General features: G+C 60.5%; 15 protein-coding genes. 7 read left to right on the forward strand and 8 right to left on the reverse strand.

Annotated elements, in window-relative coordinates:
• Nucleotides 1-4: 4 nt before the first annotated feature.
• A complete protein-coding gene (gene mscM, locus J0X03_RS22190) occupies nt 5-3,352 on the forward strand; it encodes a miniconductance mechanosensitive channel MscM (RefSeq protein ID WP_033641615.1) in 3,348 nt (1,115 codons plus the stop codon).
• Nucleotides 3,353-3,425: 73 nt separating this feature from the next.
• Here mscM and epmA read toward each other — a convergent pair whose 3' ends face one another.
• Nucleotides 3,426-4,403 carry an elongation factor P--(R)-beta-lysine ligase gene (gene epmA / locus J0X03_RS22195; protein ID WP_004929681.1) on the reverse strand — a complete coding sequence of 326 codons (978 nt, stop codon included), beginning with the start codon at nt 4,401-4,403 and terminating at the stop codon, nt 3,426-3,428.
• A gap of 385 nt (nt 4,404-4,788) precedes the next feature.
• Between epmA and frdA the strand changes: the two genes are divergently transcribed.
• The 5 genes from frdA to blc all read left to right on the forward strand — a co-directional run bounded on the left by frdA (nt 4,789) and on the right by blc (nt 8,709).
• Nucleotides 4,789-6,585: a fumarate reductase (quinol) flavoprotein subunit gene (gene frdA / locus J0X03_RS22200; protein WP_047573004.1), complete on the forward strand. Its 1,797-nt coding sequence runs from the start codon at nt 4,789-4,791 to the stop codon at nt 6,583-6,585.
• Nucleotides 6,578-7,312: a succinate dehydrogenase/fumarate reductase iron-sulfur subunit gene (locus J0X03_RS22205; protein WP_033648713.1), complete on the forward strand. Its 735-nt coding sequence runs from the start codon at nt 6,578-6,580 to the stop codon at nt 7,310-7,312. The genes frdA and J0X03_RS22205 overlap by 8 nt, the downstream gene beginning before the upstream one ends.
• 14 nt (nt 7,313-7,326) lie before the next feature.
• Nucleotides 7,327-7,719, forward strand: coding sequence for a fumarate reductase subunit FrdC (gene frdC, locus J0X03_RS22210; RefSeq protein WP_025305010.1), 393 nt, complete (start codon nt 7,327-7,329; stop codon nt 7,717-7,719).
• A gap of 12 nt (nt 7,720-7,731) precedes the next feature.
• Entirely contained in the window at nt 7,732-8,091 is a 360-nt protein-coding gene (gene frdD, locus J0X03_RS22215) for a fumarate reductase subunit FrdD (protein ID WP_004929672.1), read from the forward strand.
• 84 nt (nt 8,092-8,175) lie between these two features.
• A complete protein-coding gene (blc, locus tag J0X03_RS22220) occupies nt 8,176-8,709 on the forward strand; it encodes an outer membrane lipoprotein Blc (RefSeq protein WP_160203909.1) in 534 nt (177 codons plus the stop codon).
• Here blc and sugE read toward each other — a convergent pair.
• The 4 genes from sugE to efp form a co-directional block, all read right to left on the reverse strand.
• Nucleotides 8,703-9,020: a quaternary ammonium compound efflux SMR transporter SugE gene (gene sugE / locus J0X03_RS22225; protein WP_004929669.1), complete on the reverse strand. Its 318-nt coding sequence runs from the start codon at nt 9,018-9,020 to the stop codon at nt 8,703-8,705. The two genes, blc and sugE, sit on opposite strands and share 7 nt — an antisense overlap.
• Before the next feature lie 192 nt (nt 9,021-9,212).
• Entirely contained in the window at nt 9,213-9,344 is a 132-nt protein-coding gene (locus J0X03_RS22230) for an entericidin A/B family lipoprotein (RefSeq protein ID WP_004929668.1), read from the reverse strand.
• 120 nt (nt 9,345-9,464) lie between these two features.
• On the reverse strand, nt 9,465-9,596 hold the full coding sequence (locus tag J0X03_RS22235; RefSeq protein ID WP_004929667.1) for an entericidin A/B family lipoprotein: 132 nt from the start codon (nt 9,594-9,596) through the stop codon (nt 9,465-9,467).
• A gap of 70 nt (nt 9,597-9,666) precedes the next feature.
• Nucleotides 9,667-10,233 carry an elongation factor P gene (gene efp / locus J0X03_RS22240; RefSeq protein WP_004929666.1) on the reverse strand — a complete coding sequence of 189 codons (567 nt, stop codon included), beginning with the start codon at nt 10,231-10,233 and terminating at the stop codon, nt 9,667-9,669.
• A gap of 42 nt (nt 10,234-10,275) precedes the next feature.
• Here efp and epmB point away from each other — a divergent pair, with 42 nt between their 5' ends.
• Nucleotides 10,276-11,304 carry an EF-P beta-lysylation protein EpmB gene (gene epmB / locus J0X03_RS22245; RefSeq protein WP_042783506.1) on the forward strand — a complete coding sequence of 343 codons (1,029 nt, stop codon included), beginning with the start codon at nt 10,276-10,278 and terminating at the stop codon, nt 11,302-11,304.
• 87 nt (nt 11,305-11,391) lie between these two features.
• Here the strand turns inward: epmB and J0X03_RS22250 are convergent, their stop codons facing one another.
• From J0X03_RS22250 to groL, 3 genes are all read right to left on the reverse strand, one after another.
• Nucleotides 11,392-11,736 (reverse strand): DUF4156 domain-containing protein, encoded by a 345-nt coding sequence (locus J0X03_RS22250; protein ID WP_025305007.1) that lies wholly within the window; start codon nt 11,734-11,736, stop codon nt 11,392-11,394.
• Nucleotides 11,737-12,039: 303 nt separating this feature from the next.
• Entirely contained in the window at nt 12,040-13,665 is a 1,626-nt protein-coding gene (locus J0X03_RS22255; RefSeq protein WP_047025072.1) for a methyl-accepting chemotaxis protein, read from the reverse strand.
• 226 nt (nt 13,666-13,891) lie between these two features.
• Nucleotides 13,892-15,538: a chaperonin GroEL gene (groL, locus tag J0X03_RS22260; RefSeq protein WP_004929662.1), complete on the reverse strand. Its 1,647-nt coding sequence runs from the start codon at nt 15,536-15,538 to the stop codon at nt 13,892-13,894.
• Nucleotides 15,539-15,575 lie beyond the last annotated feature (37 nt).

The following is a 15,575-nucleotide window of genomic DNA, read 5'->3' on the forward strand; positions in this document are numbered from 1 at the left end:
CGCCGTGCGCCTTTTCATCACGCTTTTGCTCGGTTGCCTGCTGTGGCAACCGGCGCTGGCCGCCCCCGTGCCGACCGAGACCCAGCTCAAACAGGAGCTGAAGCAGGCGGAAAGCAGCAAAAACGCGCCGAATCAGGCGGAAACCACCGAGGCGCTGCAAAGCGCCCTCAACTGGCTGACGGAGCGCAAAGAGTCGCAGACTCGCTCCGAGCAGTATCAGAGGGTGATCGACGATTTTCCGAAGATGACGCAGGAGCTGCGCCGTCAGCTGGTGCTGGAAAGCAACAAGATCCTGCCGAACGGCGACGATCTGCCGGCCGCCGAGCTGGAACAGCAGATCCTGCAAACCAGCAGCCTGCTGCTGGAACAGGCGCGCCTGCTGCAGCAAGAACAGGATCGCACGCGGGAGATCAGCGATTCGCTCGGCCAGCTGCCGCAGCAGCAGACCGACGCCCGCCGTGCGCTGACGGAAGTGCAGCGCCGCCTGCAGGCGCAGCCCGCCAACCCGACCACGCCGTATGCGCAGGCCGCCCTGGCCCTGCTGCAGACCGAAGCCGCGGCGCGCAAAGCCAAAGTGGACGAGCTGGAGCTGGCGCAGCTGTCGGCCAACAACCGTCAGGAGCTGGCGCGCATGCGCGCCGAGGTCTATAAAAAGCGCCACGAGAAAATAGACGTTCAGCTGCAGGCGCTGCGCAATAACCTCAACGCCCAGCGCCAACGCGAAGCAGAGCTGGCGCTGGAAAAAACCGAGCAGTTAGCCGAGCAGAACGGCGATTTGCCAAAAAGCATCAGCCAGCAGCTGCAGATCAACCGCGAACTGTCCGCCGCGCTGAACAGCCAGGCGCAGCGCATGGATCTGATTTCATCGCAGCAGCGGCAGGCGGCGGCGCAGACGCTGCAGGTGCGCCAGGCGCTGAGCACCATCATCGAGCAGGCCCAGTGGCTCGGTTCGTCGTCGGCGCTGGGGGAAACCCTGCGCGCCCAGGTGGCGACACTGCCGGAAATGCCCAAGCCGCAACAGCTGGACGGCGACATGGCCCAACTGCGCGTGCAGCGCCTGCAGTTTGAAAACCAGCTGGAAAAACTGTCGCAGCGCGAATTCAAACGCGACGACGGCAGCGCGCTGACCAACCAGGAGCAACGCATCGTCGATGCCCAGCTGCGCACCCAGCGCGAGCTGCTCAATTCGCTGCTGTCCGGTTGCGACACCCAAATCCTCGAGCTGACCAAGCTGAAGGTGGCCAACACCCAGCTGATCGAAGCCTTGAACGAAATTCGCGATGCCACCCACCGCTATCTGTTCTGGGTGCCGGACGTCAATCCGATCAACTTCTCCTACCCGCTCAACGTGGCGCACGATCTGACGCGCGTCCTGTCGCTGGACACGCTGTCTCAACTCGGCGGCGCCTTCATGATGATGGTGACCAGCCGCGAAACGCTGATCCCGATCTTCGGCGCCCTGCTGCTGGTGATTTTCAGCATCAGCTCGCGCAAGCACTACCACGCCTTCCTCGAGCGCGCGAGCAGCCGCGTCGGCAAGGTGACGCAGGACGAATTCTTCCTGACGGTGCGCACCGTGTTCTGGTCGATTCTGGTGGCGATGCCGCTGCCGGTGCTGTGGGCCGCGCTCGGTTACGGCCTGCAAAGCGCCTGGAACTACCCGGTGGCGGAAGCGATCGGCAAAGGGGTAACCGCCACGCTGCCGATCCTGTGGATCTGCATGATCTGCGCCGCCTTCGCCCACCCGCAGGGGCTGTTCATCGTGCACTTCCGCTGGCCGGCGAAGCAGGTTTCGCGCGCCATGCGCTACTACAAGATGTCGATCTGGCTGATCGTGCCGCTGATCATGGCGCTGATCACCTTCGATAGCCTGAAAGAACGCGAGTTCGCCAACACCCTGGGGCGGCTGTGCTTCATCCTGCTGTGTCTGGCGCTGGCGCTGGTCACCCACAGCCTGAAACGCGCCGGCATTCCGCTGTATCTGGATAAAAACGGCTCCGGCGACAACATGCTCAACAGCGCCTTCTGGGGGCTGCTGCTGTCGGCGCCGCTGCTGGCGGCGCTGGCCTCGACCGTCGGTTACCTCACCACCGCGCAGGCGCTGTTGGCGCGTCTGGAAACTTCGGTGGCGATCTGGTTCCTGCTGCTGGTCGTCTACCACATCATCCGCCGTTGGATGTTGATCCAGCGGCGGCGCATCGCCTTCGATCGCGCCAAGCAGCGCCGCGCCGACATTCTGGCCCAGCGCGCCCGCGGCGAAGACGAAACTTCACATACCCCGAACAGCACCGAAGGCGCCATCGATCCGGACGATTCGGACTTCGATCTGGACACCATCAGCGCCCAGTCGCTGCGGCTGGTGCGTTCGATCCTGACGCTGATCGCGCTGGTGTCGGTGATCGTACTGTGGTCGGAGATCCACTCCGCGTTCGCCTTCCTGGAAAACATCTCGCTGTGGGATGTGACCTCGACGGTGAACGGCGTGGAAACCGCCCATCCGATCACCCTCGGCGCGGTTCTGATCGCCATTCTGGTGTTGATCATCACCATGCAGCTGGTGCGCAACCTGCCGGCGCTGCTGGAGCTGGCGGTGCTGCAGCACCTGGATCTGTCCCCGGGCACCGGCTACGCCATCACCACCATCACCAAGTACCTGCTGCTGCTGTTCGGCGCGGTGCTCAGCTTCGCCTGGATCGGCATCGAATGGTCGAAACTGCAGTGGGTGGTTACCGCGCTCAGTCTGGGGTTGGGCTTCGGCATGCAGGAGATCTTCTCCAACTTCATCTCCGGCTTGATCATCCTGTTCGAGAAACCGATCCGCATCGGCGACACCGTGACGATCCGCAATCTGACCGGCACCGTCACCAAGATCAATACCCGCGCCACCACCATCTCGGACTGGGACCGCAAAGAGATCATCGTGCCGAACAAAGCGTTTATCACCGAGCAGTTCGTCAACTGGTCGCTGTCGGATACCCTGACCCGTGTGGTGCTGACCGTACCGGCGCCGGGCGAGGCCAACAGCGAAGAAGTGACCAAGATCCTGATGAACGCCGCCGAGCGCTGCGCGCTGGTGCTGGATAACCCGGCGCCGGAGGTCTATCTGGTCGATCTGCAACAAGGCATTCAGATCTTCGAGATGCGTATTTACGCCGCCGAGATGGGCCACCGTATGCCGCTGCGCCATGAGATCCACCAACTGATCCTGGCGGGCTACCGCGAGCACGGCATCACGCTGCCGTACCCGCCGTTCCAGGTGCGTACCGAGACGCTGTCGCGGCTAACCAACAACGGCCGCACGCCGCCGTCCACGCCGGCGCCGAACACCAAGCGCGACGCCGGGGGGCTATAAGCGCTTCTCGCGATAAAAAAAGGGGGTCGGCAAATGCCGACCCCCTTTTTTGCTTTTGACCCGTCCTGAAACGTCAGGCGATCCCGACCGGGAAGGCTAATACGTCGCTCAGGCTCTCGGCGCCCAGCGCCAGCATCACCAGACGATCCACGCCCAGCGCCACGCCGGAACACTCCGGCATGCCGTGCTGCAACGCCGCCAACAGGTTGTAGTCGATCGGTTGCTGCGGCAGGCCGCGCTCCGCGCGTTTGCGGTTGTCCTGCTCGAAGCGCTGCTGTTGTTCACGGCCGTCGGTCAGCTCGCGGAAACCGTTCGCCAGCTCGATACCCTTGAAGTACACCTCGAAACGCTCCGCCACGCGGTGGTCTTCGGTGCTGATCTCCGCCAACGCCGCCTGGCTGGCCGGGAAGTGGTACACGAACGCCGGTTTTTCACGGCCGATATGCGGTTCCACGCCCACGGTGAACAGCAGCTGCAGCAGCGTATCGCGATCTTCTTCGGTATCGGCGATGTTGCTCAGATCGAGTTTGGCCGCCGCTTCGCGCAGCTGCGCCTTCTCCGCCGACAGCGGATCGATGTCCAGATGGCGCAGGAACGCCTGCTGATAGGACAGGGTCTCCGCGCTCTCGCAGTCCAGCACCTGTTGCAGCAGATCGTCCACTTCATTCATCAGGCGGTACATGTCGTAGTGCGGACGGTACCACTCCAGCATGGTGAATTCCGGGTTGTGATGCCGCCCGGCTTCTTCATTTCGGAAGCTGCGCCCCATTTGGTAGATCGGGCCGCTGCCCGCCGCCAACAGGCGCTTCATGTGATATTCCGGGCTGGTCATCATGTATAGCGTCAGGCCCTCTGCCGCTCCCGGCCCGACGAAACGCGTCTCGAACGGGAACAGGTGAACGTCGGTGACCGTCGCCTGGCTCATGGTGGGCGTCTCAACTTCCAGCACGCCACGATCGGCGAAGAAACGCCGGATCTCAGCCAGAATCGCTGCGCGTTTCAACAAATTGGCGATGGGTGCACTAGGCTGCCAGCTTGCCGTTTCGCTCATGGTAATTAACTCCGAAATCAAACAGGGGATGCAGTCTACTCGCATCCTTGCAGCCAAACAAATTCTTCACGATGCGCAACCGGCGATAACGCCAATTTCCGATAAAAGGGCGGCAAAAGCGCGTTAAAAAGGGTAAAGCCGGCCGAACGCGCAAAAAAACAGACAAGCCTGCCGGGCAAGCGTTAATCGACAAAACAATCGATCACATCAAATTTCGACTACTTAACTTTAGGTATAGTTAATTCCCCATTATTGGTGGGAGATATCTATCCTTAACCTTTAAGCAACATTAATCGGTTCAATTAGTTAGCACCCGAAGAGTTCGCTAAATTTTAAGCATAGATATTTAACTTGCCGTTCTTAACAAGAACATTGGAGGAATGCAGTGCAAACCTTTAACGCCGATCTTGCCATTATTGGGGCCGGGGGCGCTGGTTTACGTGCAGCAATAGCCGCAGCGGAAGCCAATCCCCAACTGAAAATCGCGCTGATCTCTAAGGTCTACCCGATGCGCAGCCACACGGTCGCCGCCGAGGGGGGCTCCGCCGCCGTCACCCAGGATCACGATACCTTCGACTATCACTTCCACGACACCGTCGCCGGCGGCGACTGGCTGTGCGAGCAGGACGTGGTCGATCACTTCGTGCATCAGTGCCCGCGCGAGATGACCCAGCTTGAGCAGTGGGGCTGCCCGTGGAGCCGTAAACCGGACGGTTCGGTCAACGTGCGGCGCTTCGGTGGCATGAAGATCGAACGCACCTGGTTCGCCGCCGATAAGACCGGCTTCCACATGCTGCACACCCTGTTCCAGACCTCGCTGAAATACCCGCAAATCCAACGCTTCGACGAGCACTTCGTGCTGGATATCCTGGTGGATGACGGCCAGGCGCGCGGCCTGGTGGCGCTCAACATGATGGAAGGCACCCGCGTGCAGATCCGCGCCAACGCGGTGGTGATGGCCACCGGCGGCGCCGGGCGCGTTTATCGCTACAACACCAACGGCGGCATCGTTACCGGCGACGGCATGGGCATGGCGTTCCACCACGGCGTACCGCTGCGCGACATGGAGTTCGTGCAGTATCACCCGACCGGCCTGCCCGGTTCCGGCATCCTGATGACCGAGGGCTGCCGCGGCGAAGGCGGCATCCTGGTGAACAAGGATGGCTACCGCTACCTGCAAGACTACGGCATGGGCCCGGAAACCCCACTGGGCGAACCGAAGAACAAATACATGGAGCTGGGCCCACGCGACAAAGTGTCCCAGGCCTTCTGGCACGAATGGCGCGCCGGCCGCACCATCGCCACCCCACGCGGCGACGTGGTCTACCTCGATCTGCGCCATCTGGGCGAGAAAAAGCTGCTGGAGCGGCTGCCGTTCATCTGCGAACTGGCCAAGGCCTACGTCGGCGTCGATCCGGTGAAAGATCCGATCCCGGTGCGCCCTACCGCGCACTACACCATGGGCGGCATTGAAACCGACCAGAACTGTGAAACCCGCATCAAGGGGCTGTTCGCGGTCGGCGAGTGCTCCTCCGTCGGCCTGCACGGCGCCAACCGCCTCGGCTCCAACTCGCTGGCGGAACTGGTGGTATTCGGCCGCGTCGCCGGTGAGCACGCGGCGCGCCGCGCGCTGGAAACCGCGCCGGCCAACGGCAGCGCGCTGGATGCGCAAACCCGCGACGTCGAAACCCGCCTGGGCAACCTGATGAAGCAGGAAGGCAACGAAAACTGGGCGAAGATCCGCGACGAAATGGGGCTGTCGATGGAAGAAGGCTGCGGCATCTACCGCACGCCGGAGCTGATGCAAAAAACCATCGATAAGCTGGCCGAGCTGAAAGAACGTTTCAAGCGCGTCAAAATCACCGACAACACCAGCGTGTTCAATACCGATCTGCTGTACACCATCGAGCTGGGTTATGGTCTGGACGTCGCTGAATGCATGGCGCACTCCGCATTTAACCGCAAAGAGTCGCGCGGCGCCCACCAGCGCCTGGACGAAGGCTGCACCGAGCGTGACGACGTCAACTTCCTCAAGCATACGCTGGCATTCCACAATCCGCAGGGCGCGCCGCGTCTTGAATACAGCGACGTGAAAATCACCAAGCTGCCGCCGGCCAAACGCGTCTACGGCGCAGAAGCCGAAGCGCAGGAGAAAAAGAATAAGGAGCAGGCAAATGGCTGAGATGCAAACCCTGAAGATCGAAGTCATGCGCTATAACCCGGAAAGCGACGCCGAGCCGCATTTCGTCACTTACGCCGTGCCTTACGACGAACAGACCTCGTTGCTCGATGCGCTGGGCTACATCAAGGATAACCTGGCGCCGGACCTCTCCTACCGCTGGTCTTGCCGCATGGCGATCTGCGGCTCCTGCGGCATGATGGTCAACCGCGTGCCGAAGCTGGCGTGCAAAACCTTCCTGCGCGACTACGTCGGCGGCATGAAGGTCGAAGCGCTGGGCAACTTCCCGATCGAGCGCGATCTGGTGGTCGACATGACCCACTTCATCGAAAGCCTGGAGGCGATCAAACCGTACATCATCGGCAACGATCGCAAACCGGAGGATGGCCCGAACGTGCAGACTCCCGCGCAGATGGCCAAATACCACCAGTTCTCCGGCTGCATCAACTGCGGCCTGTGCTATGCGGCGTGCCCGCAGTTCGGCCTCAACCCCGAGTTTATCGGCCCGGCGGCGATCACGCTGGCGCACCGCTATAACCTGGACAACCGCGACCACGGCAAGAAACAGCGCATGCCGCAGCTCAACGGCCAAAACGGCGTCTGGAGCTGCACCTTCGTCGGCTATTGCTCCGAAGTCTGTCCGAAACACGTCGATCCCGCCGCCGCTATCCAGCAAGGCAAGGTGGAGAGCGCCAAAGACTTCATGATCGCCATGTTGAAGCCGCAATAAGGGAGAAAATTGCCATGACAACTCAACGTAAGCCCTATGTGCGCACCATGACGCCCACCTGGTGGCAAAAGCTCGGCTTCTACCGTTTCTACATGCTGCGCGAAGGCACCTCGGTGCTGGCGGTCTGGTTCAGCATCGTGCTGCTCTACGGCGTGTTTGCGCTGAAGGGCGGCGCCGAGAGCTGGGCCGGCTTCGTCGGTTTCTTGCAGAATCCGCTGGTGCTGTTAATCAACGTCGTCGCATTGCTGGCGGCGGCGCTGCACACCAAAACCTGGTTCGATCTGGCGCCGAAGGCCGCCAATATCGTGGTCAACAGCGAGAAAATGGGACCGGGCCCCATCGTGAAAGGGCTGTGGGCCGTCACGATCGTCGTCAGCGTGGTCATCCTGGCCGTGGCCCTGTTCTAATCCGGAGGAAACATGATAAATCAAGCACCTAAACGCTCCGACGAGCCGGTTTTCTGGGGATTGTTCGGCGCCGGCGGCATGTGGGGCGCGATCGTCGCGCCGGCTATCGTGCTGCTGGTCGGCATCCTGCTGCCGCTGGGGCTGTTCCCCGGTGAAGCGCTGGGTTACGAGCGCGTGCTGGCGTTCTGCCAGAGCCTGATCGGCCGCCTGTTCCTGCTGCTGATGATCATTCTGCCGCTGTGGTGCGGCCTGCACCGCATCCACCATGCGATGCACGATCTGAAGATCCACGTGCCGGCCGGCAAGTGGGTGTTCTACGGTCTGGCGGCAATCCTCAGCGTCGTCACCGTCATCGGCGTCGTCACTCTGTAAACCGCTCGGGTGGCCAACGCCCGTTGGCCGCCCTTTTCTCATCGGCTACACTGTCTACTCGCCCCCGGTAAACAGGAGTCACCGATGCGTTTATGGTCAAAGCTTAGCGTCATGCTTTCCGCCCTGATCTCCGTCGCCTGCAGCGTCTCCCCGCCTAAAGACATCAAGGTCGTGAACAATTTCGACAGCCAGCGCTATCTCGGCACCTGGTACGAAATCGCGCGTCTGGATCATCGTTTTGAACGCGGTTTGCAGCAGGTGACCGCCCATTACAGCCCGCGCGCCGACGGCGGGCTGAAAGTTATCAATCGCGGCTTCAATCCGCAAAAACAGCAATGGCAAGAAAGCGAAGGCAAAGCCTACTTTATCGGTTCACCGCAGGTCGCGGCGCTGAAAGTGTCGTTCTTCGGCCCCTTCTATGGCGGCTACAACGTCATTGCCTTGGATCCGGCGTATCGCTACGCGCTGGTTTGCGGCCCGAACCGCGACTATCTGTGGATCCTGTCGCGCACGCCGACGCTTGACGCCAGCGTACGCGCCAGCTTATTGCAGACGGCCAAAGGCTACGGTTTCGCCACCGACCAGCTGATCTGGGTGCAGCAGTCCGCCGATCAGTGACTGCTGAACTTCAGCCCGAGTATGCCGACCACGATCAGGCACAGGCTGATGATGCGCGCGATATTGGTCGATTCGCCCAACAGCACCATGCCCATGATGGCCGCGCCCACCGCGCCGATGCCGGTCCACACCGCGTAGGCGGTGCCGGCGGGCAGCGTTTTCATGGCGTTGGCCAACAGCAACATGCTGACCACCATCGCGGCGATGGTGATGATGCTCGGCGTCAGCCGGGTAAAACCGTGGGTGTATTTCAGACCGATAGCCCAAACCACTTCGAGCAAACCGGCGATAAGCAGAATAATCCAGGCCATGAGACGGCCTCCCTACCACTGGGGTCGTCCCCGATAAAATGACGCGTAAACGGGTCGTCCCGTTTAGCGAGGTGATGCATGACGGGTAACCTCACCCGCACTGCGGCAGGATAGCAGCAGCGTTAACGCTCAGGCAAGGGATAGAAATGTGGCGGCTCTCCGCAGCCGGAACGCCGCCGGGTGGAATGCGGATTATTCCGCGCTGCGCTGAATAGCCTTGCCGCCGGCCTGAATGTCTTCACCCACACCGCGGGTGGTATTACAGGCGGTCAGCGAGCTCAAAATCATCAAAGAGAAGATCGCGATAATACTTTTCTTCAGCATAAGAAAGTCCTTATTTGTCGTTGATGAAAAAGTACGGCTTTCTAAGCGTAGTCAAAATTGACGGAGGGTGTGGGATCGTGACCGGCTTTGTGGCGCAAATACATCGGGTTAAAGGCGGGATCAGCTGGCCGTGCGGGAGATGGCGCCGCCGAGATGCTGAACGTCTTCGCCGAAACCGCGAAACGTATTGCAACTGCTGAGGGAGAAAAGGAACAACAGGGAGAGCACGGCCAACAGCGTTTTCTTGAACATGCGGATTTTCTGCCAACGAACGGGGATGGGATAAAACAGAGGAACCGCGGGGGTTCCTCTGTTTTGAAACTTACTTGACGCGAGAGACGTATTCGCCAGAGCGAGTGTCAACCTTGATCACTTCGCCGATCTGGACGAACAACGGCACTTTTACCACGGCGCCGGTGCTCAGGGTAGCCGGCTTGCCGCCAGTCCCTGCGGTATCGCCTTTCAGGCCAGGATCGGTATCGGTGATTTCCGCTTCGATGAAGTTCGGCGGCTGAACGGCGATTGGACGGCCATCCCACAGGGTGATGATGCACTCTGCGTTATCCTGCAGCCATTTGGCCGCGTCGCCGACGGTTTTGCCGTCAACCTGATGCTGTTCGAAAGACTCAGGGTGCATGAAGTGGTAGAACTCACCGTCGCTGTACAGGTAGTTCATGTTGGTGTCCATCACGTCTGCGCCTTCGCAAGAATCGGTAGACTTGAAGGTTTTTTCCACGCGGGTGCCGGTCAGCAGACGGCGCATTTTCACGCGCGCGAACGCCTGGCCTTTGCCCGGCTTAACGAACTCACTGGCTTCGACGGCGTAAGGTTCGCCCTCGAACATGATTTTAAGACCCGGACGGAAATCGTTGCTAGAATAAGTCGCCATGATGGCCCTCTGAATATTTGAACTGGTAGCTTAGCCAAAAAAATGGCACACATTATAACCCAAAGTACGGCACATAGAGAAGATTGGTTGCATCAACTCGCCGATGTTATTACCGATCCCGATGAATTACTGCAGCTTTTGTCACTGAATACGCACCCGGAACTGCCGCAGGGGCGCGATGCCCGCCGGCTGTTTGCCCTGCGCGTGCCGCGCGCCTTCGCTGCGCGCATGCGCCCCGGCGATGCCAACGACCCGCTGCTGCGCCAGGTGCTGACCGCCAGAGAGGAGTTCATCAACGCCCCAGGGTTCACCACCGATCCGCTGGATGAACAGCGCAGCGTGGTGCCGGGCCTGCTGCACAAATACCGCAATCGCGCGCTGCTGCTGGTCAAAGGCGGCTGTGCGGTCAACTGCCGTTACTGTTTCCGCCGTCACTTCCCCTATCAGGATAATCAGGGCAACAAGAACAACTGGCGGCAGGCGCTGGATTATATCCGCCAACACCCGGAACTGGACGAGATCATTTTTTCCGGCGGCGATCCGCTGATGGCCAAAGACAGCGAGCTGGAGTGGCTGGTCGGCGAGCTGGAGGCCATTCCGCACCTGAAACGCCTGCGCATTCACACCCGTCTGCCGGTGGTGATCCCGGCGCGCATTACGCCGGCGCTGTGCCGCCTGCTGTCGGCCTCGCGCCTGCAGGTGCTGATGGTCACGCACATCAACCACGCCAACGAAATCGACCGCGAGCTGCAGAGCGCCATGGCCCAGCTGCGCCTCGCCGGCGTCACGCTGCTCAACCAGAGCGTGCTGCTGCGCGACGTCAACGACGATGCCGATACGCTGGCGGCGCTCAGCAACGCGCTGTTCGACGCCGGCATCCTGCCCTATTACATCCACGTGCTGGACAAGGTGCAGGGCGCGGCGCATTTCATGGTCAGCGACGATGAAGCGCGCGTCATCATGCAGGCGCTGCTGAGCAAGGTGTCCGGTTATCTGGTGCCGCGCCTGACGCGTGAAGTAGGCGGCGAACCGAGCAAAACGCCGATCGACCTGCGCCTGATGCAGGAGTGACGCGCGCCACAGGGCTCGACGAAACGAAAAGAGGAATGCCGTGGCATTCCTCTTTTTTATCTCTTCGCGGCGTTAGGCCTCAGCGCCTTACGGGCACTTGTAAACCTGGCCGACCATTTTGCTGTCCAGCGGCGCGAAGCTGGAGAGCAGGTTCTGGCTTGGGCTGTTGGCGCCGTAAATGACGTTGCCGCCCATCGCCGCTGCCTTGTTGCGCAGATCGTTGGCCGCACCGCGCATGGAGCTGCCTTCACCGCCGTTGCCGGACAGCCAGTTGCTCTGGGTGCCGGTCACTTCCCCCAGCAGCTGGCATTCCGCCGCCGGCTTGCTGTCGGTGAACTTGATCTGCTGACCCGCAGCGGTCAGTTCATGAGTGGTGCTGCAACCCGCCAGCAGCATCGCTGCCGAAAGACCCAGTAAGGCTTTAATCCGCATCTTGTTCCCCATTCGATGTTGAGAATTACGCAAAATCTTCTACCCGTCGCCTTTCAAGCTGTAGCGTTGTTGACTGCACTCGCTCACCCCAGTTACTTACTCAAGTAAGCGCCTGGGGACTCACGAGCTGGCCGCCTAGCTACAACTTGAAATTCATAGGGTATATCAGAAAGCGATGCCATCTCTTAAGCATCCGTTGCCACGCGAGCGGGCCAACGTCTTGAGCGACAGCTGATGACTTACCAGTTTACCAGCTAAATCGCCCCGGGCGGCAAAAATATCATCAAATACAGTGCGGCGGCGTTATACCCAACCGGCAACGGCCGCCGATGCCTGCGCCTCCACGTCGCCCTGGCGCGATTCCCCCTCCGCCAGTTTGAATACCGCCACCGCCTGCGCCAGCAGGGCCGCCTGTTCCTCCACGCCGACGGCGGTGGTCGCCACCTCCTCCACCAGCGCGGCGTTCTGCTGGGTCACCTGATCCATCTGGGTCACCGCCACCCCGACCTGCTCGACGCCTTTGCTTTGTTCTTCCGACGCATAGGAGATGTTATCCATCAGCGACGTCACCTGGTTCACCGAGCCGACGATGGCATTCATCGTCTCGCCCGCCTGTTCCACCAGCCGCACGCCGGCGGCGATATCGCCGGTTACGCCGTCGACCAGACCGCTGATCTCCTTGGCCGAAGTCGCGCAGCGCTGCGCCAGATTGCGCACTTCGCCGGCTACCACCGCAAAACCCCGCCCCTGCTCCCCGGCACGTGCGGCCTCGACGGCGGCGTTCAGCGCCAGAATGTTGGTCTGGAAGGCGATGCCGTCGATCACGCTGGTGATATCCCCCACCTGACGCGCGCTGTCGTTGATCGCCCGCATCTTGTCGACCGCGCTGGCCATCAGCGTTTCGCCGTTGCGGGCAATGGCGGCGGTCTGATTGACCATGCCGGCGGCCTGAGTGGCGTTATCGGCGTTTTGCCGCACCGTGGCGGTGATCTGCTCCATGCTGGCGGCGGTTTCCGTCAGCGCGCTGGCTTGTTCTTCGGTGCGGCTGGAGAGATCGGCGTTGCCGACAGCGATCTCGTGCGTACCGTGGTTGATCGACTCCACACCGTCACGCACCTGCTGCACGGTGGCACTCAGCTCCTGCTGCATCGTCCGCAGGCTGGCGAACAGCATGCCGATCTCATTGTTGTTGCGTACCGCGATCTCGCTACGTAGATCGCCGCGCCCAACCTTTTGCAAGTGTTCGGCGATCTGGCGCAGCGGCAGAATCAAGCGTCGGCGGAAATCACGCTGCACGGCGACCAGCAGCAGCAGGATCGCCGCCAGGGTGCCGCTCAGCAGACGGGCGAAGACTTTTTGGGTCTGCTCCGCCTCTTCCACTGCCAGACGGTGGGCGGCCACCGTGGCCCGCATGTAGTCGGCAAACTGGTTATCCAGCCGCTGGCGCACCTGGCGCTTCTCTGCCGCCATGGCGTGCAGCCGCTCGATCAGCGCCGCCTGCGGCGTGTCGGCCAACAGCGTCAGTTCTTGCTTCAGCACCGCCTGCTGCGCCAGGTAGACCTTTTTCATCGCCTCGCCCAGATCCGGGCGCGATACCGTCAGGCCCGGCGTCTCCCAAAACAGGTTGAACGCGACGTCGGCGCTGCGCAGCTCACCGCGCGCCTCATCGATACCCTGTTGAATATCGGCTCTGCTGGTCTGCGCCCAGCGCTCGAACGCCATGTTGTCGATCAGCGTCTGCGTTTGCAGCAAAGCACGCCAACTGCGGTTCAGCGCCGCTTCCTCGTCGGAGAAGGTGCTCATCCTGTCGATGCTGTGGCCGTTTTGCTGCATGAAATAGAAGGCGATGGCGCCGGTTCCCATGGGCATCAAGCCCAGCAGCAACAGCATTAACATCAGCCAGGTGGCTATTTTCATATTTTTCAGCATAAGTCGTCTCCGTTGACAGTCACACCGGCGAGGGGAAATTCCCCGCTCGGTAAGGGCTATATCGGTACGAAACGACAACGATTTAGGGTAAAAGCAAAATAATGCAATAATTCATTCAGTGAACTAATAACAAGCTAAATAAACATTCTTTTTATTGATTTTTAAGCTAAAAAAAAACCCCGGTCATTTGACCGGGGCCTTCAGCACACAAGCGTGTGGGGGATGATTACATCATGCCGCCCATACCGCCCATGCCACCCATGCCGCCTGCTGCGCCCAGATCCGGTGCGTCAGCCTTCGGCAGGTCGGTGACCATGCATTCGGTGGTGATCATCAGGCCAGCCACGGAAGCCGCGTACTGCAGAGCAGAACGGGTCACTTTGGTTGGATCCAGGATACCCATCGCGATCATGTCGCCGTATTCTTCAGAGTAAGCGTTGTAGCCGTAGCTGCCTTCGCCCGCTTTCACCTGGTTGGCGATAACGGAAGCTTCTTCACCGGCGTTGACCACGATCTGACGCAGAGGGGCTTCCATTGCGCGCAGCGCAACTTTGATACCCACGTTCTGGTCTTCGTTGTCGCCTTTCAGCGCGGCGATTTTGCCTGCAACGCGGATCAGCGCTACGCCGCCGCCGGCAACCACGCCTTCTTCCACTGCGGCGCGGGTCGCGTGCAGGGCGTCTTCAACGCGGGCTTTCTTCTCTTTCATTTCAACTTCAGTGGCTGCGCCAACCTTGATAACGGCAACGCCGCCGGCCAGTTTCGCTACGCGCTCCTGCAGTTTTTCACGATCGTAGTCAGAGGTCGCTTCTTCGATCTGCTGACGAATTTGAGCAACGCGGCCCTGGATGGTCGCTTCGTCGCCCACGCCATCGATGATGATGGTGGTGTCTTTGTTGATGACAACGCGTTTCGCCTGACCCAGGTCTTCCAGGGTGGCTTTTTCCAGCTCCAGACCGATCTCTTCAGAGATAACGGTACCGGCAGTCAGGGTAGCGATGTCCTGCAGCATGGCTTTACGACGGTCGCCGAAGCCAGGCGCCTTAACGGCAGCCACTTTCACGATGCCGCGCATGGTGTTGACCACCAGGGTCGCCAGCGCTTCACCTTCAACGTCTTCAGCGATGATCAGCAGCGGTTTGCCTGCTTTGGCAACGGCTTCCAGCACCGGCAGCATTTCGCGGATGTTGGAGATCTTCTTGTCAGCCAGCAGGATGAACGGGCTTTCCAGCTCAACAGAACCGGTTTCCGGCTTGTTGATGAAGTATGGGGACAGGTAACCGCGGTCGAACTGCATACCTTCAACCACGTCCAGCTCGTCTTGCAGGCCGGTGCCTTCTTCAACGGTGATAACGCCTTCTTTGCCCACTTTCTCCATCGCTTCCGCGATCAGTTTACCCACGGTTTCGTCGGAGTTGGCGGAGATGGTGCCGACCTGAGCGATAGCTTTGGAATCGGAGCAAGGTACGGACAGTTTTTTCAGTTCCTCAACCGCAGCGACAACCGCTTTGTCGATGCCGCGCTTCAGATCCATCGGGTTCATGCCTGCAGCAACCGCTTTCAGGCCTTCGGTGATGATGGATTGAGCCAGTACGGTTGCAGTGGTGGTGCCGTCGCCCGCCGCGTCGTTCGCTTTGGAGGCCACTTCTTTCACCATCTGTGCGCCCATGTTCTCGAACTTGTCTTCCAGTTCGATTTCACGCGCAACGGAAACGCCGTCTTTGGTGATGGTCGGTGCGCCGAAAGATTTATCCAGCACTACGTTGCGGCCTTTCGGGCCCAGGGTCACTTTTACTGCATCAGCGAGAACATTCACGCCGCGGAGCATTTTCACGCGAGCGTCATTGCCGAATTTTACGTCTTTAGCTGCCATTGGTATTTCCCTTCAACTCGTTCAGTTCAGAAGATAA

Source organism: Serratia ureilytica, from assembly GCF_017309605.1.
GTDB classification, from domain to species: domain Bacteria; phylum Pseudomonadota; class Gammaproteobacteria; order Enterobacterales; family Enterobacteriaceae; genus Serratia; species Serratia ureilytica.